Source organism: Primorskyibacter sedentarius, assembly GCF_004342065.1.
Taxonomy (GTDB): domain Bacteria; phylum Pseudomonadota; class Alphaproteobacteria; order Rhodobacterales; family Rhodobacteraceae; genus Primorskyibacter; species Primorskyibacter sedentarius.
In genome coordinates this window covers 24,196-45,820 of sequence record NZ_SLZU01000008.1, presented here as the reverse complement: position 1 = coordinate 45,820, position 21,625 = coordinate 24,196, and the positions used below count along the sequence as shown (strand labels likewise).

Genomic DNA, 21,625 nt, shown 5'->3' with positions numbered 1-21,625 from the left:
CCTTTCATAGGTGAAGTGCATGGAAACAGGGGGCCTTCAGGGGCTCGGACGACGTACCGAGGCATCGCATACGCCGTTGTGGTCTCCGAGGGTGCGGCGCTTCTGCGCGGTCAGACAGCCAGGAATTGCGGTCAAACCCAGTTGGCCGACATGGAAGTGATAGCTGCCGTTTTCATCGGTGTCAGCTATCGCGCTTGCAGGAAGGATTGCCGGGTCGAGGCAGATCAGTGCGGGTTTTTCGACCATGGTTAATTTCCTTTAGCGATCATGCTTATACCGGCACGCGCAATGTCGTCGCCGCAGTGCCGGCTGCGCTTGTGATGCGGGTCACATCCGATCGGGCGCAGCCGGCACCGGCATTTGCCCGGGGCGAAAAGGCATCGCGACGAGGCGCTGGCACATCGGGTTCTTTGGACGTGTGGCGGAATGCAAAACATGGCGAGCTTGAATTGAGTCGGTTCGCATAAAAATAGTTAGTATGCTATCCGTTTTGGGCAAACAAGTGCAGACACACGGCGTCTGACGATGACCGATACGCCCTTGATCGCCGACACTTACCGCGCTTAAGCCGCGTGCTCCCTCTGACGACGTTTCTGGGCATTGCGCTCACCTGCCTGACTACAGCCATATCAAGGCGAATCTCCGGTCAGACAAACAGCGCGCTCGACGCAGATTTCCGCAGTAGGGGCGGCGAGAACTTATTTCCTTGAACTTGTGGACCATCGGAATGGGCGTTTGGCCGCTTCCAAGAACCGGACAGGTTCGGGTTAACGCTGCATGCCATGATATGATGCATTGCCGACGTCGGGTTGGCGATGTGGTGGGCTCGGTGGATCGGAGGATCGATCATGTACACACCAAATTTGCCTGCCATCCGCGCGCTTCGCCCCGCGTGGAACAAAGGACGCATCGTCGGCCAGAAACGGCCATTGAAGCCAAAACACGTGTGGGCGATCAGGGTGCGGCTTGAACTGGCCCAGAAGCATCGCGATCTCGCGCTCTTCGACCTTGCCATCGACAGCAAGCTGCGCGGTTGCGATCTGGTCAAGATGAAAGTCGTCGATGTCATGACGTCCGGCGAGATCAAGGAACGGGCCTCGGTGCTGCAAAGCAAGACCTGCAAACCAGTGCGTTTCGAAATCTCTGAAGGTGCGCGAGGATCTTTGAAGACGTGGATTCAACACCCGCTCATGGTCGGTTCTGAGTATCTTTGGCCAGGGCGTTTCCACGAACGGCTTCACATCTCGACGCGCCAATATGCACGGATCGTGCGGGGTTGGGTGACGTCGATCGGGCTGGAGGCCAGCGCTTATGGAACGCATTCAATGCGACGAACCAAGGTGACGCAGATCTACAAGAAGACCGGCAATCTGCGCGCGGTTCAGCTCCTGCTCGGACATACCAAATTGGACAGCACAGTCAGATATCTTGGCGTCGAGCTGGAGGATGCTCTTGCGATCTCAGAAGCAATAGAGATCTAGGAGCATGGGCCGTCTTTGCCGGCGGCCCGCAGCCACTCGCGACGCAGCTGCGGCTTTGCTGCTGGTTTTCAAAAACGTTTCTTTTTGTCAGGCCAAGCGGCTCTACGGGCCGATTGATCTGAGCCTTTTGCCGGGTTCATCATCCACGAGTGCAAGCCTTTTCCGTTCCTCACCACTGGCTTCTGGCGGTTCAATACGACCGGCCGCTGTCGTTGCGAATTCCCTTTCTCCGCTCCATTTGCGGTACCGGTCGTCATACCCGGCCAGCAGGTGGCGAGGCGTCGCTACGCTACACCGCTTAACGGCCGCCGAGCCGCAGATGAGGTCAGCAGGGAGCGATACCCGACGCGTTCGGCGGCGCGTAAGAAGAGTTTCACATGAAGACATGCCCGGGTCTTCAGGCTATGGCTTGTTCCATGCAAACCCAACGCACAGACCTCCTTTTCCAACCACTCGAACTGCCCTGCGGCACGATTTTGAAGAACCGCATTGCCAAGTCTGCGATGTCGGACTCGCTTGGCGATGGTCGCGGCAATCCGACGGATGCGCAGATCCGGCTGTATGAGCGCTGGGCCGAGGGCGGGCTGGCCGCCTCGATCATCGGAGAGGTGCAGGGCAACCCGAATTTCGCAGAGAAACCGGGGAACCTCGTTCTTGGACCAGCGTCCGACATCGACCGGCTTCGCGCCCTCGCCAGCAGTGGGTCCGTCAACGGGGCGCATCTTTGGCTTCAACTCGGCCACGCGGGTGCAATGGCCTACCCTCCGATCAGCAACCCGAAAGGGCCGAGTGCGCTTGACATCCCCGGCCTGACCTGCGCGGCGTTAACGCCGGAGGAAGTGAGCGCATTGCCATCCGAATTTGCACGAACCGCGCGGCAGGCGAAGGATCTTGGCTTTGGCGGCGTTCAGGTTCATGCGGCCCACGGTTTTCTGCTGAGCCAGTTCCTCTCCCCCTTGTTCAACAGGCGTGATGATGGATATGGCGGCTCCATCACGAACCGCATGCGGTTGCTGCTTGAAGTCGTGGAAGCGGTCCGCGCCGCGGTCGGGCCGCGCTTCCCGGTTGCGATCAAGCTGAATGCGACCGACCAGCTGGAGGGCGGCTTTGCAGAGGTCGATGCCCTCGCCGTGATCGCGGCTTTGGCCGGGTCCGGGATTGACCTGATCGACATCAGCGGCGGGACCTACTTTCCGGGGGCCCGGTCGGCCTCTGATAGCGCGGGCGGAGGGCCGTATTTCCTTGATTTTGCCGAGAAGGCCCGCCCTTTGACCCGCATACCCCTGATGGTTACGGGTGGCTTCAAGACGTTGACGCACGCGACCGAAGCCCTTGAACGGGGCGTCGATATGGTGGGCCTTGCCCGCGCGCTCGTCCTTGATCCGACGCTGCCGAACCGATGGCGGTCAGGCAGTGCTGGCGACCCCGTTTTTCCAAAGTTCACCGACCCGCCGGAAGGTGGGATCACGGCGTGGTACACGATGCGCCTGACGGCGATGGGCGAGGATCGCGAGGCTTCGGATGTCGGAGATTTGCACGCCGAAATGAAGGCTTATGAACAGCGCGACACCGCTCGAATTGATATATGGAACGCACAGTTCAGGGCGTGACCTGCAACTGGCGACAAGGCGAGGCTGGTTAATCTCCGGCTTCCCGGTGGCGGCGCCAAGCGACGAATTGCGGGGCAGGGCAGGCGCAGAGGTCAGATCTGAGCCCGGCACCGGTCGTTGCCTTCCAAAGCCGGAGGCCACGCTTTCACAAGCGATTTGATCTTGGTTTTATCCAAGGGTACGGATCGTCGATATATCTACAGGTTTCCGGTGGCTTGAAGGAGAATGTGAATGGACAATCTGTTGACCGGAGAGTGCCTGTGCGGCGCTGTGAAGTTTCAGATTTCAGGAGCGTTCGAGAGCTTCTTTCTGTGTCACTGCTCGCGTTGCCGAAAAGACAGTGGCTCGGCTCATTCGGCGAACCTGTTTTTGTCCGCTGCGAAGATCAGATGGCTGACGGGCGAAGAACGCGTGAAGAGATTTCAGTTGCCCGGGTCGCGACACGTGAAGTGTTTCTGCGCGCGTTGCGGTTCGGCATTGCCATTTCATCAGGCGACGGATGGCATGTTTGTCGTACCGGCTGGGTCGCTCGACAGCCCTGTCCCTATGCGACCTGTTGCGCATATCTGCGGTGCGAGCCGCGCGAATTGGGATACCGACCTCGCCTCTCTTGAATGGTTCGACGGCTTGCCCGGTTGACCGACAGCGACGTGCGCGCTTCTTACGGCGCGGTCATTCGGGAAGGGAGCTACCATCTGCATCTTCCGCACGCTCACGGTCAAATGCCAATGCGCGGTGCGATGCCCGAAGCGCCGCACCCACGACCGGCGCCGCGACGGGCCAAGCCTGCGATGGTTGTCTGGGTAGGGCCGGTTGCCCCGACGGCCGAAGCCGGGCAGTTCACAGCCGACGAAGGTCAACCAATGGCCGCCGCTTACTCTGACAAATCCAGTTCTTCGTTGATGGCGTCCAGCGTGGCGATGCGCTGGCTTACGGCGTCGGGATTCTGGCCCAGGTAGGACAGGGCCAGCAGCCGCAGCATGGAGATCATCGAAGAGCAATTGCAGCCTTCCGAGACCGACATACTGGTGGACAAGATCTTTACCCCCGGCGGCACCCATGTGGTAGAACGCCCTGCGAAACGTCCAACCGGTGTGATATGGCTGCTGCTCGAACCGAAACAGATCACTGAAACACCGCCCCTGCAAGAGCTTCAGCGCCTGCAGGGCCTCGCCTGAAATTCTCAAAAAGGAGTACACTCATGCTCAATCGCCGCACCTTTCCAGGCACTGCCGCCATGGGCCTTGCCACCGCCAAGTGACATCCTTTTCCGGCTCTGGCATGACCGGGGTGATTACCCCGGTCATGTACTTGCCACGCTTCAGGCCTCGATCGCGGGGTTCCTGATCGGCAATGTGGTGGCCGTTGCGGCGGGAGTGTTGTTTGCCCTGTCGCCGCCGATGCTGCGCCTGTTTCGCGGGATCAACATCGCGGCCTTTGCGCTGCCGCCCATCGCTATCGCACCGATCCTTGCCTTGACGATGTCGGGCATGGCGCCACGCATCACGCTGGCCGCCCTGGGTGTCTACTTCGTTACCATGACCGCCACCGTGATCGGCATTGCGCAGGCGGACAGCCGCGCCGAGGACGTGATCCGCGCCTATGGCGGCTCGCGCTGGAAGGTCTTGCGACTGGTGCAGTTTCGCGGTGCGGTGCCGTCGATTCTGGCCGGGCTGCGTGTTGCTGCGCCAAACGCCGTTCTGGGCGCGATTCTGGCAGAGTTCGGCGGCGGCGGACGGTGGGGGTTGGGCACCTACCTTCTGGGTTCGCTTGGACGTGGAGAGCCGGACCGCCTCTGGGGGATCGGGCTGGTCGCGACGCTGATCGCCGGGCTCAGCTATGCGGGCTTTGCCCTTTTGTCACGCAAGGTGCTGGGGGCGACCAAGGCGGTGACGCTCAACACCGCCGTGCCCACGGGCAAGCCCGAGAGCGGTACCATGTTCGCACGCATTGTAATGGCGCTGGCAACCGTGGCCTTGCCGTTCCTGCTTTGGTGGGCGCTTATCAAGCTCAGCGGCGCGCCGTCAATGATCGCCAAGACGCCGGGGGACGTGTTCGCCTATCTCTTTCTCGCGCCCTCGGCGGACTTAGCTCAGACCAAGTTGCTGGCGGCACTGGCGCAAACCCTGCCGATTACCTTTGCCGGTATGATCGCTGGTCTGAGTTTCGCCTTTGTGTTGGCCATCCTGTCGAAACTGTCGCCCCGCTTCACCCAGGCCCTTATGCCGGTGGCGCTGATTACACAGACCATGCCGCTGGTTGCGTTGACGCCGCTTTTGGTGCTGATCCTCGGGCGTGGCACGTCGCTGACGCTCTGGATCACGATCTCTGTCACCTTCTTTCCGGCCTTCGTCACCCTCGCGCAGGGCATCGCTTTGGTGCCGCGCAGCGCCGAGGACCTGCCGCGCGCCTATGGCGCCACCCGGTGGACTACGATGCGTATGGTGGTGATTCCGGCTTCGCTGCCTTACCTTTTCGCAGCCACTCGCCTGACGGTGCCGCGTGCATTGCTGGGGGTGATGATCGCTGAATGGCTTGCGACGGGGCGCGGCGTCGGCAACCTTTTAGCGTATCTTGCCTTGAGCAGCGCGTTGACCGTTTCGGCCGGGTCGGTTTCCGTACCCGTCCTCCATGCTGCCAGCGTACGGTTCGACCTTGGCTTCGAGGGAATACTTGGTCGTCGTCGCTTTCTTGGTGCTCCACCCTACTAAAGAGTTGGAGCTTCGGGAAAACACGGCGCGGTGCAATTCTGCCTGAACCCGGTTCACCAGATGTATGGGAAGAATGCGGGCTTTGTAATGTGCGCATTAGAGGCTCCCACAAGAAGATGTTATGTTCGGATGTTGTGATACAGTGACGTAGGAACACCCTGATCGGCTTTGTTTTACAAGACCGGCACCACAGTTTCATTTCGAAGCGGGATCCCAGTGTTGAACAGCCGGGCAATCATGAACTCGAAATCATAGCTGGCTGTCACGGTCAGGTAGACGACACCGTCGCTTGTGGCTTCGGAGTAGGTGACTGTCAGGCGATCTGGATCCGCATTGAATATCCGCGCGGCCATGTCTTGCTTAAGCGTCGCGGCAGTTGATCCGGTATCGAGAAGAATGAACCTGGCTGCCGCCGCAGTAGCGTTTGAAAGCGACGCCTGATAGAAGGATAGCCGCGCAAATTCCAGCGTACCAAGCAGGCAGAGGATAAAGGGGAGCGCCAATAGCGCGAATTCCAACGCCGACGCGCCGCGCCTGTCGCTCAGCACCGAGGCCAGTGGAGGCGGCATTTGCATTAGCGTATCCGCACGCGGCTGTCGGCACCGATGCTTATCGGCGGTAGGAGCATGCCGTCGAATGTGGCCGTACTGGTCAGGCGGTAGAATATGGCCGTCGGAGCCGAACCGGAACAGGTGGTCGAACAGGGAACGGCGCTGGCACTGTCATCGGGGCAGGCGCAATAGCGCAGGACATCGAGCGACAGGGCGCTGCGATCGTTCGAATGGGATTGGCTGTCATCCGCGATTCCGATGGCGGCTCGGACCACTCCGGCACCGGGATCGGTCATCGCGATCCGGGTTCCAACGCGCAGCAAGTTGTCGAGCGAAATGCGTTCGTTTATTGCGCGGCCCAGGTCGACCGTGCTGAGCAGTCCTGCAGCTATAATTGGTGCTATCACGCTGAACTCGATTGCCGAGGCGCCACGACGATCCCGCGCCAGACGACGCAGCAGCCAGCGCTGGGCAAGTCGGCCCTTCAATGGAGCCTCCGGAAGAGCCTATTCATCATCGACGGTCTTGCCGTGACGCCCCGCCCGTCGGTTTGCCCGTTCAGGGCTGACGCGATCATTGCAACGCGACGACCGGGCAAGCTTCCGGGTGCCTTCTGCATCATCAGATGTCCTTCGTTTTCTGCAGCGCTGAAAAGCGCGGCATCAAAGGGAACCTCAACGGATATCGTCAAGCCAAGGCTCTTGGCAAACTGCTGCGGCGGGACCTGTTGGTTACGGGGGATGCCCGTCTGGGACAGGACGACCCGAGGAGGTGGGTCGTTCGGACGGACCTTGCGCAGGAGTGCGACGATGCGGCCGCAATTGCGCAGTGATACAAGGTCCGGCGTTGCTACAAGCACGATCTGATCCGCAAGCTCCATGAAGCCTGCGACATAGTTCGTCCAGCCCGAAGGCAGGTCCAGAACGACATGGGAGGCCATTCCCCGCGACACATCTATGAGGCGTCGAATATCCGATGTTTCGTAATTGTAGATATCTGTCAGGTCTGCGGGAGAGGCGAGGAGTGCGAAACCACCATCCTTGCGCAGGACCATTCGATCAAGCGCCGCGCGATCCAGACGACCGCCTTCTTTCAGAGCGCTTTTCACAGTCGCTACGGCCTCAAGATCCAACCGCAACGCCGCGGTTCCGCCAGCGAGGTCGAAATCGATGAGCAAGGTCGGGCTGTGACAGGTTGAGGCGAGCGCCAAGGCCGTGTTCTGCGCCAGGGTCGAACTGCCGCAGCCACCGCGTGCGCCAAAGAAGGCCGTGACGTTGGCGCGCTTTTCGACCACGTCTGTCTCAAATAAAGCAGCGAGGGTTTCGATCAGATCAAGCGGCGTCACCGGGGTGACGAGATATTCGCTGATCCCGGCGCGCCGCATATCGCGATACAACCGGACGTCATTGCAAGCACCAAGCACCACGACGAGCGTTTCCGGCGGGCAGGCCTCTGCCAGGCTATCAAGCTCTGCCATAAGCGTTGCCTCGTCATCGCCGACCTCGACCAGTAACACTGTCGGGGCGAATTGCTCTGCATATTTGCGGATCGCGGCGTCTATACCGCCGCGGCTGCAGGTTACCGAAGCGCGCGACATTCGCCGATCGGCCGCAACCGCGGTTATGACATCGTGCATCGCGTCCGTCAGTGTGAAGGCACCAATGGTGATTTGCGGCACGAAGGACGCTGGGCTTGGGGCGCTGATCGCGGCCGCCGCAGTCTTGTCGATTTCTTCGAATTTGGCCATGGATGCCGGTTCCTTGTCGTAGACCGTGCTTTCTTCGTTACGTCAGTTCTTCAAAGTGATCGTCCGGGTTTCGCCCCCATCGATCAGCCGGATGGTGCTGGCGAGTTTTTCGGGGCGCTGAGGCTCATCTTCGAGGGTGACGGTGACAGGTTCTTCCAGTCGACTCGGCCCTTCAATGATGGCGTCTGCGCCAATCGCGGTCTCCCCGAAGTCCGATACCGCACGCAGGGATAGTGAAAGCGCACCGGAAGACGCTGCGGCGGTGATGATTTCGGCTTGTTCAGGGGTCAATTCGACGGTGGCGGTTTCGCCAAAGGCCGTCACGTCGCTGCCGGTTTCGACCATCTCACCGGTATCCGTGTTTTTCGCGGCACTGCGGGCAGACACCTGACCAATGGCAAGCACCCGCACGTTCGTGAGTATCGTGCGGCTCAACCCCGTTGCTTTGCCGTCGCCATCAACGTCGCGCACGACGGTGTGAAGGATATCGACCTTGTCATCTGGTAGGATAAAGCCGCCGGCGATCTTGTCGACGGTGATCCGCAGGCCGACCGCACGCATGCCCGGGCGAAGAACCAGCGACATGAGGCCTGCGCCACCATCCACAAGACTCGTCAGGCGCAGAGCGTCCCCCTTCATCAGGTCCGCCCGCGCGACACGACCCAGAAGGTCCTCTGCCGCGTCTGGCATGGCATCGCGACGGATCGCCAAGTCTGGCAGGGCTTCGAGCGGCAGTTCCTGCCAGCGCAGATCTCCCGCTGCCAAGACCGACCCGCGCGGCAAGTTCTGATCAAGCACCAACACGTCCGCCTTTGGAACCTCGACCTGGACCTCGACGACTTGCGGTTGCTGGCTGAGATAGCTCGCCGACAGCCAGGCGGCGAGGCCACCGGCACCAAGCGCAAAAAGGAGGATAACGACTCGCAACATCCCGCCAATCTCGGCCGATTGTGCTAAGAAGGTCTTAAAATTCCATTTTGAATCAAAGCCATACTTCTACGAACATATATATTCCTGCGGCCGCTATCGAAACGGCGTAAGGCACGCATAGCTCGGCAGAAAGAAGACGCTTCTGCGCGACGCCGATCCTGACAAATCCGCGTTCGGATGCGTGTTTCAGGGCCAATGTCGCGACTGCCAAGAACCCTCCCCAAATCAGTGCAAGGCACACGAACAGAATTGCCTCAACCGGAGGGAACCAGGGGATCAGCGCGCAAATCAGCTTTATGTCGCCACCGCCGATCCAACCGCGCGCGAATAGGATCGTTCCGACGAGCAGAAAACCCGCCGAAAGGACCAACGACACGGCAAGCGCCGCGATTGGCAGCCCGCCATCTGCCACCAGCAATGGCACCCCTGCAAGAAGACCCAGAACGGCGCGGTTGGGAATGTAACGCCAAAGCAGATCCGACACTGCAACAAACACACAGCCCGCGAAAAAGACGGTGGCGGCCAGCGCGAATAGCGGCGAAGACATGAGCATGGAGAAGACCTCAGGGTGGACAGGCGGCCGACATGCAAAGACGACCACCCGACTGCCTAACATCGGTATCCTAACATGCGGCTAATTCGCCACAGAATTCACCCGCATTGATTGAAATCGCTATACAGGGGTCCCGCCTTGTGCGAATTATTGAGGAAAACCCCACTCGGACTCCGGTGGCAAGAAGAGCAGGCGACACATTGACGAAGTTTGGCAACGGCAGACGAGGTCGGCCCGTCCTGACGGGGGCACTTATCACGATGATGCTGGCTGGCGTCGGGTGCAGCATGATGGACGCCGACCAGCCGCGCAGGGATCTGCCGGCCTCCGTGCCGGACGTCGCCTCGGGCGGAGAGATCGCTGCGGCGCGGACAGCCTTCGAGACCGGAAATTTCGGCTTCTCGGCGCGCTATTTCCAGCAGGCCCTTGAGACTGATCCGGGCAACATGGAAGCCTGTTTGGGGCTGGCCGCATCCTATGACTGGCTGTACCGGTTCGATCTGGCCGATCAAGCCTATGGTGCCTGCCGCAAGATCGATGACAAGAACTTCCTTTATTACAACAATGTCGGCTTTTCGCAGCTGCTGAGGGGAGAGTTGGGCAAGGCCTCTGTCAATTTCTCGCAGGCCGACGCGCTAAGCCCGGGACATCCGGTGGTCCAGACAAACCTGAAGATAGTGCGCGATGCGTCAGATGGTTAAAGCGTATCGCCGCCTTCCGCGATTGGCATTTGCCCTCATGACATTGGCGTCCGTTTGCCTCTTGGCGCAGCCCCAAGGTGCAACAGCGCAAGGGCGCGGGTCTACGTCGCTTTCGGTTGCCAATCTCTACGCAGAGAAGGTTCAGCTTCCGGTCGGCCAATCGCAGGTCTTCACGACCGATAGCGACGTGGAAAACCTTGTTGTGGGCGATCCGGAGATTGCCGACGTGGTCCTGACGTCGCCCCGCTCTTTCTACGTTCTGGGCCGGGGGTTAGGGCACACCAACCTGCAGGTCTTTGCCGGCGGCGATTACCCCACGGGCCTGATCGATCTGGAAGTGACGGTCGATACCGGCGATCTGGCTGCAACGCTGCGGACGGCTGCACCGGGTGCGGATATTCGCGTGCAATCGGTAAACGGACGGTTGCGTCTGCACGGGACGGTGCCGGACGCGGTGACACTAAGCCGCGTGATGGAGATTGCCGAGCAGTATGGCGCAGGCCAGGTCGTGAACGCGCTGCGGGTTTCCAGCCCCCAGCAGGTCTTTCTTGAGGTGCGCATCATCGAGGCATCCCGCGATGCCGGGCGCGATCTTGGCGTCAATCTCAACGTCCGGGGGTCCAGCGGCTCGACACTCAGCACCGGTCGGGGGCAGCTCGGCAATGGCTTGCCCTTTGGCAGCCTGCTGGCCTCGCTTTTGGACAGCGGAACCGATGTCGATCTGCTGATCCAGGCGCTTGAACAGAAAGGGCTTGCCCGCAATCTGGCGGAACCGACCCTTGCGGCGCTTTCCGGCGAAACGGCCAGCTTTCTTGCCGGTGGCGAAGTTCCGATCCCGGTGGCCGAAAGCGACGGCCAGGTTACGATCGAATACAAGGAATTCGGTGTCCGGCTCAGCTTTACACCGATTGTTCTGGGCAATGGCCTGATCAATCTGACGCTGGAACCGGAGGTCAGCCAGATCGACCTGACCAACACCTATAATACCGGACTGATAGAGCTGCCCTCCTTCTCGACCCGCCGCGCCAGTACGACTGTCGAGCTGGGCGACGGGCAGAGCTTTGCCATCGCAGGGCTGCTGCAACGCAATAACATCCGCCGCCAAGAGCAGGTGCCATGGCTCGGCGATGTGCCTGTTCTGGGCGCGCTGTTCCGCTCCGCCTCTTTCCAGAAGGAGGAGACAGATCTGGTGATCATCGTCACACCACGCCTGACCCGGCCGGTTGCCAACCGCAAGCAGCTGGCAACGCCGCTGGATCGCGCGATCCTGACCGACGAGCGTACTTATTTCCTGTATGGCAAGGCCGAGATGACCCGAGGCGAGTTGCAGCGCAAGCTGCGGCGCAAGGGAATTAATGGTCCGTTTGGCCATGTCATTAGTCAGGACGTCTACGTGCCGGAGCCGGGTCATGTCGGGAAATAGGCGCGCGGCTCTTCTTTCCTGCCTTCTGCTGGCAGGCTGCGTGGACCCGATGACGGCCTCTGACGGTGTCTCGCCCGTCGCGGGGATCGCGCCGCGTCACAACGTAGAGGTGCAAACCGTCAATCCCGGCGCGGGGTATCGACAAACGGCCAACCCCGGTGGCGAGGGGCAACGGATTTCCGGCGTCATCGACCGCTATCAGACAGGCGCGCCCGCCGAGCCGCAGGCGCCATTGACGCAGACCGAGGGCGAAGAGGGCTGATCCCTATTCGACTATCGCGACCTTTTCATTCACCATCACATCGCGCGTCCCTGCGGCCTGACAGTCCACGACGAGCTCTGAATTTCCGGTAAAGGTGATGGTGTTGACCACAAGCTGCGTGCAACCGCCCGCCCCACCGAAATTGCCCGAATACTCGACCGTTGCAGCCGGTGAATAAACAGCGCCATTTAAGATGGAGCTCGAATTGCCATTGATTTTATGTGACACGGACGTGTCACCGCGGCTGCTGTAAATGATGACGCCCGCGAAAGGGCCTGTCGTGGGGGCGGAGAGGTCAAGCGTGGCGCTGCCGTTGATCACCGCGCGCGCGCCATTGGTGAGGTAGAAGGTCACGTCAGTACCTTGTGCCACGGTGGTTGCGCGCAATTCAAAATCACCGCCATCAACGATATAAAGCCCCGGATCAAGGTCGACGTCACCAAGCAGCTTCAACCCTCCGCAAAACCGCATGGATTTCAGCCCGCTGGGATGGTTCTCAACCGGGGTCAGCTGCGTTGACTTGTTGTTCTTGCCGACGGTGGTGGATGGCTGACAGGTGCCGGTGACCGTCGGTTCGGCCATGCCTGCATATGGGTCGCGGACGACTGGCGCCTGCTGATGCGGCGTTGCGCAGTCTGTCAGGGTAAGGTTGCCGGTGGCGCTGACCCCGCCGACCGTATGAACGCAGCCGGTTGTGACCACGGCTGCACCTCCCGACATCAGGAAGGCATCGCTTGCATTGGAATTCGACGCAATGTCGCAACCGGTGAACCGGACCTCGGCAGAGCCGGTCACCGTGACCGCGCCTGCGCTGGTGGGCGACAGGGCGAGCAAACAGGCCCGCGATCCGGCGGTTATTGCGGCGACGGCGCGCCCTGCCATGCGCAGCGGTGTGGTGGTGATCGCCTTGGAGAAGTAACGCTCTTGCAGGCGGGGGAGGATAACCTCGACGGCTGTGGGGTCGCCTGTATAGGCGCCCGCCAGGGGGGGCGAATTCAGCACGAGCGCGCCCAATGCCGCGTCATGGCCGGACGCCGCAGCGACGTCACGGGCGCTGGCGATCTGTGTGGCCACGCTTGCGCCAGATCGCAGCGCGACACCCCCCGCATGCGCAGCAATATCGGCGGCATTCTGAAGCTTGCGCTGTTCGGAATACCAATACCCCGCCTCCGCCCCCAAGGCGAAACCGCCAACAAGAAGGGGGAGCGTCAATGCGCCGATGATGGCGATGTTGCCCTTTTCGTCACGCAACAACCTGCCAACCGGCAGATGACACCCAAGCGAGGACCATGAAAACGCTCGCCGCCACATGTCAGAAGATCTCCATGATGGCGGGCGAGATGATCACGGCGAACAGCACGGGCAGGAAAAACAAGATCATCGGCACTGTCAGCTTTGGCGGTAACGACGCTGCTTTCTTTTCGGCTGCGGCCATCCGCTGGTCGCGGCTTTCCTGTGCCAGGACGCGCAGCGCCCGGCCAAGCGGTGTGCCGTGTTTCTCGGCCTGGATCAAGCTGGTCACAACGCCACGGACCGATTCCAGATCTGTGCGCCGCGCGAGCCCTTCATAGGCGTTTCTTCGATCCTGAAGATAGGTGAGCTCGGCAGTCGTGACGCTCAGCTCTTCCGCCAAAACGGGGCTGGAAGCGCCGATTTCTTCCGCGACCTTGCGAAACGCCCCTTCGATCGGCATCCCGGATTCCACGCAGATCAGCATCAGATCAAGCGAGTCTGGCCAGTTTCGCCTGATCTCTGACTGCCGCTTCGAAATGGTGTTGGTGACGTAAAGAGCGGGGCCGCCATAGCCAATCGCCGCCGCAGCGACGCCGATCAGAAGGTGAACTGGCAGAGGGTAAGGCAGCTTAAGAACGACGGTGCTGTAGAACAGGGCAATAACGGCGAAGGCAACCATCATGATGATCCGAAGGGCCAGGAACTGGATGACGGCACGGCGCCCCCGGAACCCTGCGCGTTGCAGCCGCGCCGCGATGCCTGCGTCTTCGAGTTTTGCCGACAGGTTGAGCGCGTCGACGATCACCTGGTAGGTCCGTTTGGGCGCGTTGCGGCGCAGCTTCTGTGTTTCGGATTGGCCCCGTTGTTCATTGCGCGCACGTTGGGCCAATTGCCCGCGTTCTTCGGCGACGGAGGCAAGCCGTCGGCCGAAATTATCGCGGCGCAGGTAGGGCAAGGCCGTTGCCAGAACTCCGGCGATGCCCGACAGGGCCGCTATGACGGGGATCATCCGTTCGGGGTTTTCGATCATGTCAGCGAATAAATGGAGCATGTCAGAAATCGAAGGCGATCATCTTGCGCATGACCAGAATGCCGGTCCCCATCCAGAGGCCCGAGGCGGCAAGGATCATGTTGCCGGTGGTTTCAGTGTAGAGAACCGAGATGTAGTCGGGGCTGGTGACCGTCATGATCCCCGCGACAAGGATCGGCAACGCGCCGATAATCGCGCCAGAGGCTTTGGCCTCGGAACTCATCGCCCTGATCTTGCCACGCATCTTGTTGCGCTCGCGCAGAACGTTCGACAGGTTGTCGAGCGATTCTGCCAGACTGCCCCCGGTGCGCGACTGGATGGTGATGACGATGGCAAGGAAATTGGCCTCTGTCAGCGGCACGCGTTCAGCGAAGCGCTGGATCGCAGTGCCCATCGGCAGGCCTACGTTGAGGTCGTTCAGGATTTTCTGGAACTCGGATCGCAACGGATCGCGCGTTTCGTTCGCGATGATATGCAGGCAGTCGCGGAGCGGCAATCCGGATTTCACGCCGCGCACCACGATGTCGATCGCTGTCGGGAATTCCGCACTTGCCGCCTTGATGCGCCGGGTCTTGCGGATCGAGAGCATAAGGCTGGGCAGGCCAACGCCAAACCCCGCCGCAAATCCCACCGGAACCACCAGCCCGTCGTTGAGCAGGATACCGATGGCGGCGCCCATCAGGCCGAGCAAGGTTGATAACAGATAATAACGTGGCTTCGACCAGTTGAGCCCCGCCTCGCGGAGCCGTCGGATCAGCACCCGGCGGTTGCGTGCACGGCGCACCTCTTCTACCTCGCGGAGCGTCTCCTTTATGGATCGGTGCTCTGCCGACCGCCCATCGCCAGCGGCGCCGGTATCGATGACGATTTCGCGCGAGATTGCATCGATCCGCCGCGCAAGCGCCCTGTGCACCGAGAAGAGCGGCAGGGTCACTGCGAAAAGCCCACCTGCCACAGAACTGGCGGCAAGGCCGGCAACGATCAAAAGAAAGAGATCCACGTTCGGGGCCATCTCAGCTATCCAACCCCCTTCGCTTGATCCGTCGGTCGGAATCGTCCAGCGCCTTGGTCAACCGTTCCTGTTCGTTGTAATAGAGCGCCCGGTCCCAGAATCCCGGTCTGCCTGCTCCGTTAGAACGGTGTCGGCCAGCAACCTTGCCATCCGCATCTTCGCCCGTAATTTCGTAGATAAAGAGATCCTGCGTGGTGATCACATCTCCCTCCATCCCCAGGACCTCGGTGATATGGGTGATGACCCTGCGGCCGTCGCGCAAACGGCTGGCCTGCACGATCACGTCGATTGACGAGACGATCATCTCGCGGATCGTGCGCGGCGGCAGGTTCACCCCGCCCGCTGCGATCATCGACTCCATCCGGCTGAGCGCCTCGCGCGGAGAATTCGCGTGCAGCGTGCCCATGGAGCCATCGTGACCGGTGTTCATCGCCTGCAACAGGTCGAACGCCTCGCCGCCGCGCACCTCGCCCACGATGATCCTTTCGGGCCGCATCCTCAGACAGTTTTTGACAAGATCGCGCATGGTGACCTCGCCCTTGCCCTCGATATTTGCCGGCCGCGTTTCCAGCCGCACCACATGCGGCTGCTGCAATTGCAGTTCTGCCGCATCTTCGCAGGTCACGATGCGTTCATCTGCGTCTATCGAACGCGTCAGGCAGTTGAGCAGCGTGGTTTTTCCCGACCCCGTGCCGCCGGAGATCAGCGTGTTGCAGCGCACGCGACCGATAACCCGAAGGATCTCTGCCCCTTCTTCAGTGATTGACCCGAAACCGACGAGATTTTCCAAGGTCAGCTTGTCTTTGCGGAATTTCCGGATGGTCAGCGTAGGACCGTCTACGGCCAAGGGCGGCGCGATCACATTGACCCGGCTGCCGTCCTGAAGGCGCGCATCACAGATCGGCGAGCTTTCATCGACCCGACGTCCGATTTGGCTGACGATCCGCTGGCAGACGTTCAGCAGATGTTCATTGCTTTGAAACCGGATGTCAGTCTTCCGGGTCTTCCCGTCGACCTCGATGAAGATGTCTTCGGCGCCGTTGACCATGATGTCAGAGATATCGTCGCGGCGCAGCAATGGCTCGAGCGGCCCGTATCCCAGCACGTCATCGACAATGCTGGCAACGAGTGCTTCCTGCTCAGCCGTCGACAGCGGCAAGCGCTTTTCCTGAATGATCTCGCCGACCACGGCGCCGATCTCTTTGGCGGCCTTCTCGGCGCTGGTATGAGCGATGCGCGACAGTTCGACCGCGTCGACTAGCGCGACGAAAACCTCGGATTTCACCGCATAGAATTCGCTTTGATCAGTGGCGGCCGTTGCCGGAGGGGCAGCGTTATCCCGCGATTGTCCAGCGGGTTTTGGCGGGGCAGTCGGGGGGAGGGCATCCGGCGTGTGATCGTTCTGCCGTATCCTGTTGATCGGGAGAGCCCGTCCGAATGACACGTCTGCCTCCTGTAGTGCATTGCGTGGCTGGGTTCGTGTCAAAAGATTTCCGGACACGAATGGCGTGGTTGGAAATGCAGATCCGGGGCGCTTTGGACGACCCGGATCATGTTGTGCCCACGGTGACTTAGGTCGGCGTCAGCGCTGTAGTGAGCTTGCCGAAGGTTGCGGTAAGCTGCGGGCCGAGAAGCGTCATGGCTGCCACGACGACAAGGGCAACGCCGGCTGCGATCAGGCCATATTCGATGGCGGTCGCGCCGTTCCGGTCGGCGAGCATACGGCGATTGTCGGCCAGAAGGGACTGGATTTTCGTTGTCAGGGAAAGCATTTCATTACCTTTCGAATGTTTGATGACCTCTTCACCCTAGCCACAGCGTTCGAAACGCGTCACTTTAAGAATATAAAGCAATTTAAGGGACTTCTCTCTCGGGTAGGACGTTTTGAATGTGTTGAATTCAGCGAAGCGCAGGAAAAATATCGTGAAAAGAGCGGTGTTAACCGCTTGTGAACTAAGAGAGCATTTAGTCACTCACCATGCGCACAATCCCGAAAGCTGCCATCATGAGACCCTGTATAGAGGTCCGGAATCTTTTCTACCGCGCTGCCATGGCAGCACTGATTCTGGGTTCGATGATTTCACCCTTGCACGCGCAGGAAGCGTCTCGCAGCGGATCTGTGCGGCCTCTTTTGCTGAAGCTCACGGCGGGGGAGGCGCAGGTTGAGGCGGTTGCGGCGCCATTCGACACCGTCATCGTCGGTGATCCGGCGATCGTGTCGACATCTGTCATCAATGCAACCAGCCTTGTGCTGACGGCCCGTGCTGCCGGGCGGACCAACATCATCCTTTTGGACGCAAACGGGACGATCCAGACGCAATGGGACATTCTGGTCAGCGAAGAAACCCAGCATCGCGCGGGTATCTACCGTGGTACTATGCGCAGCATTGTGTCGTGCAACCCGACTTGCCGACAGATCCGCGAATTGGACGGTCTTAACCCCTGAGAACTTTCCATCAACAAAGGCATGATGGAGACGGTTGGGGGGGCGCGCGGCCGGGCTGTATCCCGAGCAGTCTTCGGCTGACTTATTACGCCAGCATGGCAAGGTTTTGGCGGAACGCGGGACCACCGGTTCATTACAAAAAAATATGGGATTTGGCTATCCGGCTATGGCGATTTGCATGATCGGATGACCCGACAAAGTCTGTTAACCCGTATCGTTCTACTAACGGGAAATCGTTACGCCTTGGAATCGTAAGCCTCTCAATTTTTTGGAAAAAAAATCGCTGAGTATCAAAATTCAGCAACCCGAAAGCCTTGCGCGCAGCCGTCCCTCCGATCTGGGTCAGTGGAAATCGACGCTTTGGGCGGAGCATTCTGTTCGCATGTGTCCGAAGATGTACGGGCGACACCCACGCCGTCTAATTCTTTGGCATACCCTTTGGACGCATGAGCCGTTTTTGCGCGGCGATCCGGAAGGGCGCGTTGGGGGCGCCATACCCTGCATATCCTTCCTTGCGCTGCACAATTTCGAAGAACATGCCACCGGCAAAGGGTTGCGAGTAAAGCTGAAAAAAGGCGCCGTTCGTGTCTTCGTCATAGGGCTCATCCTTTGAGGGTGCTACCCTCCGGTTCATGATCAGCACGAGCGCTCTATCCAGCTCGACTTCAAATTTGCCGCGCCGACACAGGTTGTTGGAGCCACTGGCAGACAGGCATTGCGTCGCGGTGGCGCCCATGGCGAGGATCAGTTTGGGCCGCAGCTGCGGGATCTCGGCATCAGCATTTGACCCAAACCGGGTAGACGTCGACACAATAGAACCCGGAGTTCAGCCCCGGCATGTGGTGGCGCTAATCACCGAACAGCATGTTGTCGGTCCTACAGGCGGCAGCCATTTTTTTTTAGAAATCTCGTGAAAGCCGTACAATTTGTAGGTCACGAATTTGTTGCAGATCCCGCATGGCCCGCATCTTCGACCGGACGACGTTGAACTTGCCCTGCGCGTCGTTTCCAATCGCCGAGCCATGCGATGGCCCAAAGCGCAAGAATTCCAGCCGGAACGAAAAGCCACGGCACAACCGCCACGTCATCGAAAAATACAAGCGTCGCCTGACCGGCGAGTGACAGCAGAGCACCAGCAGAAAACACGAGCAGACCCTGTCGGCCCATGAGGCGTAGCGGCTCGACCCAGGGATGTGCGCTGATGCGAGTGACGATTGGCAGGCAGGACAGGACGTAAATGAGCGACAAGGCATGGAGTAAGCGGAGCATCGGCAAGTATGTCTTGTCGTGTGACGTGATGTGGAAGGGCACACCGAGTGACCCAAGCTGCGCCATCTTGTGGTTCAGCGCCGGACCAAAATCGGGGACATACCGCCACGCCAGAACGATGACGAGCCATGTTACCGACACTGCAAACAAGACCCGGCTTCTGGGGACGAACCGCTTGCCGTCGCGCAATGAAATCCCCGTCAAAAGTCCAAATGTAAAGATCAGCTGCCAGGCCACAGGATTGAAGAACCAACCGCCCGAATTGGGATAGGCAGGAAAAGTCATGCGAAAAAGCCCTGCGCAGAACCAGATTATCACCGCCAAAGATAACAGCACGTATGGCCTGTGTTGACCCAAGAGGATTGCGAAAGGTGCGACAAGCAGCAGGACACTGTAGCTGGGCAGGATGTTGACATACCCGATTTGGTGCCCGAGCGTGACGATACCAATGATCGCGGGGCCGGTGTTTTCGAAGACCTGACGCAGGTTGTTCTTGGTCAGGAGCTCGGTCAAACCGAAAGCCTCGGCGCCAATGGCAAAAATTGCAATTCCAGCCAATGTCAGGAAGATATGCGAGAGGTAGAGCACCCATGCGCGCTTCCACACCGGGGCGATCCCTTGCCAAAGGCCGGCTTCGCGCCAGCGCGCGATACCGGATGAATAGGCCAACCCCGCCGCGATGCCGGACATCATGAAAAAGCTCTCGGCAGCGTCGGAAAAGCCCAGATTGCGCAGGGTGAGGTTCTCGTACCAGTTGCCCGGCACGTGATCGATGAAGATCATGACCAAAAGCAACCCCCGGAACGCGTCAATCCGGGGGTCACGTGGTCTTTGAAGAGGGCGGCTCAACGCGTCAACCTGGGACATGGGACGCCTCAGTCGGCAGGACGTCATCGGCAGAAGGGGCATCGATATGGCTGCGCCAGCGCGCGTGAACGTCACGAAACGCCGCAACAATTGGCGGTTCGTCCCGGTCTTCGGGAACCGTGAAGTAACCCAGTCCGGACGGGTGCGATGTCCAATAGATCAGCAGCGGCGCGGCAACCATTGGCAGCGTCACTGGAAGCAACCAAAATAGCAGATCTGGCGCAAATTTCCACGTTGCCACAAGGGCGAACATCCCTGCCGCTACAATCCAAAGCGAGGATCGCGTGGCCTCGGTCAGCGTCAGGCTTCCTTCGCCTCGGGCATTGGCGGGCCAGCCGCCATCGTGCCGCAACAGCACCTGACATACGGCGCGCGTCTGATATGCAAGCATGATTGGCGCCAGGGCCGACGTCAGAAGAATCTCGAGCACAACTGATGCGGTTACCCGGTCCGCTCCGCCAAATCCACGTGCCCGGCCCGTCATCGCCGCATTTGCAAGGATCCCGAATTTCGGCAAGATCAACAGTCCTATGATACCAAGCGCCAATGCCAGGATTTCCCGGCTACGATCCGACGGAAAAGCCGGAAATAGCTGGAAGGTTTCGGGAAAGTAGTCGGGTTCGGGCGCAAGCACTGCACCGCTTACCGTGCTGACAAGGAAGATGGCCCAGAAAACCGAGGCGAGATAGGCGAAAATGCCCTGGACAAAGACAAAGCGGCTCCAATTCGCCAGCCCCGGCGCGAATAGAAGCCGCATGTGCTGAAGGTTGCCCTGACACCAGCGCCTGTCGCGCTTAGCGTAGGACAGGACATTTTCCGGGCACTCTTCAAAGGACCCGGTGATGCTGCTATCGGCCAAAACCTTCCAGCCGTTGCGGGCGAGCAGCGCCGCTTCGACGTAGTCATGTGACAGGACGTGACCGCCGAAAGGCGGCTTTCCAGAAAGCTCCGGCAACCCGCAGGATTGCGCGAATGCCATAACGCGGATGATGGCGTTGTGACCCCAATACGGCCCCGTGGCACCCTGCATCCGCTCCAGTCCGCGGGTGAAGACCGGCCCGTAGAAAGAGGCGGCGAACTGCATCGCGCGGCCAAAGAAGCTGCGCGCGCCAATGATCCGTGGCAGGGTTTGAAGCAGCCCGAGTTTCGGGTCCGCATCCATGCGCCGGATCAACTCGGCCAAGGCTTCTCCTGACATCAGGCTGTCGGCATCAAGCGTCACGGCATAATCGTAAGCGCCGCCGGATTTGACGATAAAATCCTCTACATTTCCAGCTTTGCGCCCGCGATTGTTCTCACGATGACGATAATAGATGTGGTCGGCACCTGCGGTTTCGGCAATCAGCATCCGAAACGCCGCGTGTTCGGCTGCCTGCTTCTTGTCAGACTGCGTGTCGGACAAAATGACGATGTCCAACCCCAGACCCGCTCCGCGTATGGACCGATCCATTGCAGCGATCCTCGCGAAGGTCGCAACAGGATCTTCGTTGCAAATCGGGACCAATACGACAGTCGACGGTGTCGAGCTTGCCACCGGCGTGGGGGAATTTGCGAGCGGGGGTCGGGGTCTTGACCAAAGCCCGGTCAGGCCCAGTGCTGCACCCCATGCCAGCCAACCCGTGGTCAGCAAGATGAGAGCTGCGCGAAAGGCATCCCAAATCTGAAAACCGTCCTGATGATCGGCTTCAGCCACCAGCAAGCACGCCCCCAGAGCACAGCTCGCGGCGAACGCAATCGCAACGGACCGCGCCCGGACCGTGGCGGCATCGGGAGAAAGATCAGATTTAGCGCTCACATCT

22 protein-coding genes and 1 pseudogene are annotated in these 21,625 nt (G+C 60.1%); 9 read left to right on the top strand and 14 right to left on the bottom strand.

Annotation, left to right across the window (positions count from 1 at the left end; genetic code table 11):
- Positions 1 to 36: 36 nt before the first annotated feature.
- On the bottom strand, positions 37 to 246 hold the full coding sequence (locus tag EDD52_RS12225) for a hypothetical protein (protein ID WP_132245329.1): 210 nt from the start codon (positions 244 to 246) through the stop codon (positions 37 to 39).
- A 602-nt stretch (positions 247 to 848) separates the two neighbouring features.
- Between EDD52_RS12225 and EDD52_RS12220 the strand changes: the two genes are divergently transcribed.
- The 5 genes from EDD52_RS12220 to EDD52_RS12195 all read left to right on the top strand — a co-directional run bounded on the left by EDD52_RS12220 (position 849) and on the right by EDD52_RS12195 (position 5,802).
- Complete coding sequence (locus tag EDD52_RS12220) at positions 849 to 1,481, top strand: tyrosine-type recombinase/integrase (RefSeq protein WP_132245552.1); 633 nt, start codon at positions 849 to 851, stop codon at positions 1,479 to 1,481.
- Between the two features lie 416 nt (positions 1,482 to 1,897).
- Positions 1,898 to 3,091: an NADH:flavin oxidoreductase/NADH oxidase family protein gene (locus tag EDD52_RS12215; protein WP_132245327.1), complete on the top strand. Its 1,194-nt coding sequence runs from the start codon at positions 1,898 to 1,900 to the stop codon at positions 3,089 to 3,091.
- A 231-nt stretch (positions 3,092 to 3,322) separates the two neighbouring features.
- Positions 3,323 to 3,730: a GFA family protein gene (locus EDD52_RS24375; protein ID WP_132245324.1), complete on the top strand. Its 408-nt coding sequence runs from the start codon at positions 3,323 to 3,325 to the stop codon at positions 3,728 to 3,730.
- Positions 3,731 to 4,071: 341 nt separating this feature from the next.
- The gene (locus EDD52_RS12200; RefSeq protein ID WP_207906017.1) at positions 4,072 to 4,269 is read left to right on the top strand and encodes a hypothetical protein; all 198 of its coding nucleotides are present in this window, start codon (positions 4,072 to 4,074) and stop codon (positions 4,267 to 4,269) included.
- 66 nt (positions 4,270 to 4,335) lie between these two features.
- Positions 4,336 to 5,802 (top strand): ABC transporter permease, encoded by a 1,467-nt coding sequence (locus EDD52_RS12195; RefSeq protein ID WP_243651924.1) that lies wholly within the window; start codon positions 4,336 to 4,338, stop codon positions 5,800 to 5,802.
- A gap of 173 nt (positions 5,803 to 5,975) precedes the next feature.
- Here the strand turns inward: EDD52_RS12195 and EDD52_RS12190 are convergent, their stop codons facing one another.
- From EDD52_RS12190 to EDD52_RS12170, 5 genes are read right to left on the bottom strand one after another with little or no spacing between them, the layout of a single operon-like run.
- The gene (locus tag EDD52_RS12190) at positions 5,976 to 6,377 is read right to left on the bottom strand and encodes a TadE/TadG family type IV pilus assembly protein (RefSeq protein WP_132245322.1); all 402 of its coding nucleotides are present in this window, start codon (positions 6,375 to 6,377) and stop codon (positions 5,976 to 5,978) included.
- Positions 6,377 to 6,841, bottom strand: coding sequence for a TadE/TadG family type IV pilus assembly protein (locus tag EDD52_RS12185; protein WP_132245320.1), 465 nt, complete (start codon positions 6,839 to 6,841; stop codon positions 6,377 to 6,379). Before EDD52_RS12185 ends, EDD52_RS12190 begins: the two co-directional genes overlap by 1 nt.
- Positions 6,838 to 8,100, bottom strand: coding sequence for a CpaE/TadZ family protein (locus EDD52_RS12180; RefSeq protein ID WP_132245318.1), 1,263 nt, complete (start codon positions 8,098 to 8,100; stop codon positions 6,838 to 6,840). Before EDD52_RS12180 ends, EDD52_RS12185 begins: the two co-directional genes overlap by 4 nt.
- Positions 8,101 to 8,142: 42 nt before the next feature.
- Positions 8,143 to 9,030, bottom strand: coding sequence for a Flp pilus assembly protein CpaB (gene cpaB / locus EDD52_RS12175; protein ID WP_132245316.1), 888 nt, complete (start codon positions 9,028 to 9,030; stop codon positions 8,143 to 8,145).
- A 52-nt stretch (positions 9,031 to 9,082) separates the two neighbouring features.
- Positions 9,083 to 9,583, bottom strand: coding sequence for an A24 family peptidase (locus EDD52_RS12170; protein ID WP_165907531.1), 501 nt, complete (start codon positions 9,581 to 9,583; stop codon positions 9,083 to 9,085).
- Positions 9,584 to 9,783: 200 nt separating this feature from the next.
- Between EDD52_RS12170 and EDD52_RS12165 the strand changes: the two genes are divergently transcribed.
- From EDD52_RS12165 to EDD52_RS12155, 3 genes are read left to right on the top strand one after another with little or no spacing between them, the layout of a single operon-like run.
- Positions 9,784 to 10,284, top strand: a complete 501-nt coding sequence (locus tag EDD52_RS12165; protein WP_132245312.1) for a tetratricopeptide repeat protein — start codon at positions 9,784 to 9,786, stop codon at positions 10,282 to 10,284.
- A gap of 37 nt (positions 10,285 to 10,321) precedes the next feature.
- Positions 10,322 to 11,707, top strand: a complete 1,386-nt coding sequence (locus tag EDD52_RS12160) for a type II and III secretion system protein family protein (protein ID WP_165907530.1) — start codon at positions 10,322 to 10,324, stop codon at positions 11,705 to 11,707.
- Positions 11,694 to 11,969, top strand: a complete 276-nt coding sequence (locus EDD52_RS12155) for a hypothetical protein (RefSeq protein ID WP_132245308.1) — start codon at positions 11,694 to 11,696, stop codon at positions 11,967 to 11,969. The genes EDD52_RS12160 and EDD52_RS12155 overlap by 14 nt, the downstream gene beginning before the upstream one ends.
- Positions 11,970 to 11,972: 3 nt before the next feature.
- Here the strand turns inward: EDD52_RS12155 and EDD52_RS12150 are convergent, their stop codons facing one another.
- The 5 genes from EDD52_RS12150 to EDD52_RS12130 all read right to left on the bottom strand — a co-directional run bounded on the left by EDD52_RS12150 (position 11,973) and on the right by EDD52_RS12130 (position 17,016).
- The gene (locus EDD52_RS12150) at positions 11,973 to 13,220 is read right to left on the bottom strand and encodes a pilus assembly protein TadG-related protein (protein ID WP_165907529.1); all 1,248 of its coding nucleotides are present in this window, start codon (positions 13,218 to 13,220) and stop codon (positions 11,973 to 11,975) included.
- A 61-nt stretch (positions 13,221 to 13,281) separates the two neighbouring features.
- On the bottom strand, positions 13,282 to 14,253 hold the full coding sequence (locus EDD52_RS12145) for a type II secretion system F family protein (protein WP_132245304.1): 972 nt from the start codon (positions 14,251 to 14,253) through the stop codon (positions 13,282 to 13,284).
- 1 nt (position 14,254) lies between these two features.
- Entirely contained in the window at positions 14,255 to 15,244 is a 990-nt protein-coding gene (locus tag EDD52_RS12140) for a type II secretion system F family protein (RefSeq protein ID WP_132245302.1), read from the bottom strand.
- Position 15,245: 1 nt separating this feature from the next.
- Complete coding sequence (locus EDD52_RS12135) at positions 15,246 to 16,688, bottom strand: TadA family conjugal transfer-associated ATPase (RefSeq protein ID WP_132245300.1); 1,443 nt, start codon at positions 16,686 to 16,688, stop codon at positions 15,246 to 15,248.
- A 127-nt stretch (positions 16,689 to 16,815) separates the two neighbouring features.
- Positions 16,816 to 17,016: a Flp family type IVb pilin gene (locus EDD52_RS12130; protein WP_207906016.1), complete on the bottom strand. Its 201-nt coding sequence runs from the start codon at positions 17,014 to 17,016 to the stop codon at positions 16,816 to 16,818.
- Positions 17,017 to 17,294: 278 nt separating this feature from the next.
- On the opposite strand from EDD52_RS12130, the gene EDD52_RS12125 reads away from it, so the two are divergent.
- Complete coding sequence (locus EDD52_RS12125; RefSeq protein ID WP_165907528.1) at positions 17,295 to 17,690, top strand: pilus assembly protein N-terminal domain-containing protein; 396 nt, start codon at positions 17,295 to 17,297, stop codon at positions 17,688 to 17,690.
- 418 nt (positions 17,691 to 18,108) lie between these two features.
- On the opposite strand, the pseudogene EDD52_RS12120 reads toward EDD52_RS12125, so the two are convergent.
- The 3 genes and pseudogenes from EDD52_RS12120 to mdoH form a co-directional block, all read right to left on the bottom strand.
- Positions 18,109 to 18,288: pseudogene (locus tag EDD52_RS12120) on the bottom strand (hypothetical protein); the annotation flags it as partial.
- A gap of 335 nt (positions 18,289 to 18,623) precedes the next feature.
- On the bottom strand, positions 18,624 to 19,826 hold the full coding sequence (locus EDD52_RS12115) for an OpgC family protein (RefSeq protein WP_132245296.1): 1,203 nt from the start codon (positions 19,824 to 19,826) through the stop codon (positions 18,624 to 18,626).
- The gene (gene mdoH / locus EDD52_RS12110) at positions 19,813 to 21,621 is read right to left on the bottom strand and encodes a glucans biosynthesis glucosyltransferase MdoH (protein ID WP_132245294.1); all 1,809 of its coding nucleotides are present in this window, start codon (positions 21,619 to 21,621) and stop codon (positions 19,813 to 19,815) included. The genes EDD52_RS12115 and mdoH overlap by 14 nt, the downstream gene beginning before the upstream one ends.
- Between the last annotated feature and the right edge of the window lie 4 nt (positions 21,622 to 21,625).

Bases quoted from the DNA above. Each gene is read 5' to 3' on its own strand.
- EDD52_RS12225 (WP_132245329.1), bottom strand. From the start codon at position 246: ATGGTCGAAAAACCCGCACTGATCTGCCTCGACCCGGCAATCCTTCCT.
- EDD52_RS12220 (WP_132245552.1), top strand. From the start codon at position 849: ATGTACACACCAAATTTGCCTGCCATCCGCGCGCTTCGCCCCGCGTGG.
- EDD52_RS12215 (WP_132245327.1), top strand. From the start codon at position 1,898: ATGCAAACCCAACGCACAGACCTCCTTTTCCAACCACTCGAACTGCCC.
- EDD52_RS24375 (WP_132245324.1), top strand. From the start codon at position 3,323: ATGGACAATCTGTTGACCGGAGAGTGCCTGTGCGGCGCTGTGAAGTTT.
- EDD52_RS12200 (WP_207906017.1), top strand. From the start codon at position 4,072: ATGGAGATCATCGAAGAGCAATTGCAGCCTTCCGAGACCGACATACTG.
- EDD52_RS12190 (WP_132245322.1), bottom strand. From the start codon at position 6,377: ATGCAAATGCCGCCTCCACTGGCCTCGGTGCTGAGCGACAGGCGCGGC.
- EDD52_RS12180 (WP_132245318.1), bottom strand. From the start codon at position 8,100: ATGGCCAAATTCGAAGAAATCGACAAGACTGCGGCGGCCGCGATCAGC.
- cpaB (WP_132245316.1), bottom strand. From the start codon at position 9,030: ATGTTGCGAGTCGTTATCCTCCTTTTTGCGCTTGGTGCCGGTGGCCTC.
- EDD52_RS12170 (WP_165907531.1), bottom strand. From the start codon at position 9,583: ATGCTCATGTCTTCGCCGCTATTCGCGCTGGCCGCCACCGTCTTTTTC.
- EDD52_RS12160 (WP_165907530.1), top strand. From the start codon at position 10,322: ATGACATTGGCGTCCGTTTGCCTCTTGGCGCAGCCCCAAGGTGCAACA.
- EDD52_RS12155 (WP_132245308.1), top strand. From the start codon at position 11,694: ATGTCGGGAAATAGGCGCGCGGCTCTTCTTTCCTGCCTTCTGCTGGCA.
- EDD52_RS12145 (WP_132245304.1), bottom strand. From the start codon at position 14,253: ATGCTCCATTTATTCGCTGACATGATCGAAAACCCCGAACGGATGATC.
- EDD52_RS12140 (WP_132245302.1), bottom strand. From the start codon at position 15,244: ATGGCCCCGAACGTGGATCTCTTTCTTTTGATCGTTGCCGGCCTTGCC.
- EDD52_RS12130 (WP_207906016.1), bottom strand. From the start codon at position 17,016: ATGCTTTCCCTGACAACGAAAATCCAGTCCCTTCTGGCCGACAATCGC.
- EDD52_RS12125 (WP_165907528.1), top strand. From the start codon at position 17,295: ATGGCAGCACTGATTCTGGGTTCGATGATTTCACCCTTGCACGCGCAG.
- EDD52_RS12115 (WP_132245296.1), bottom strand. From the start codon at position 19,826: ATGTCCCAGGTTGACGCGTTGAGCCGCCCTCTTCAAAGACCACGTGAC.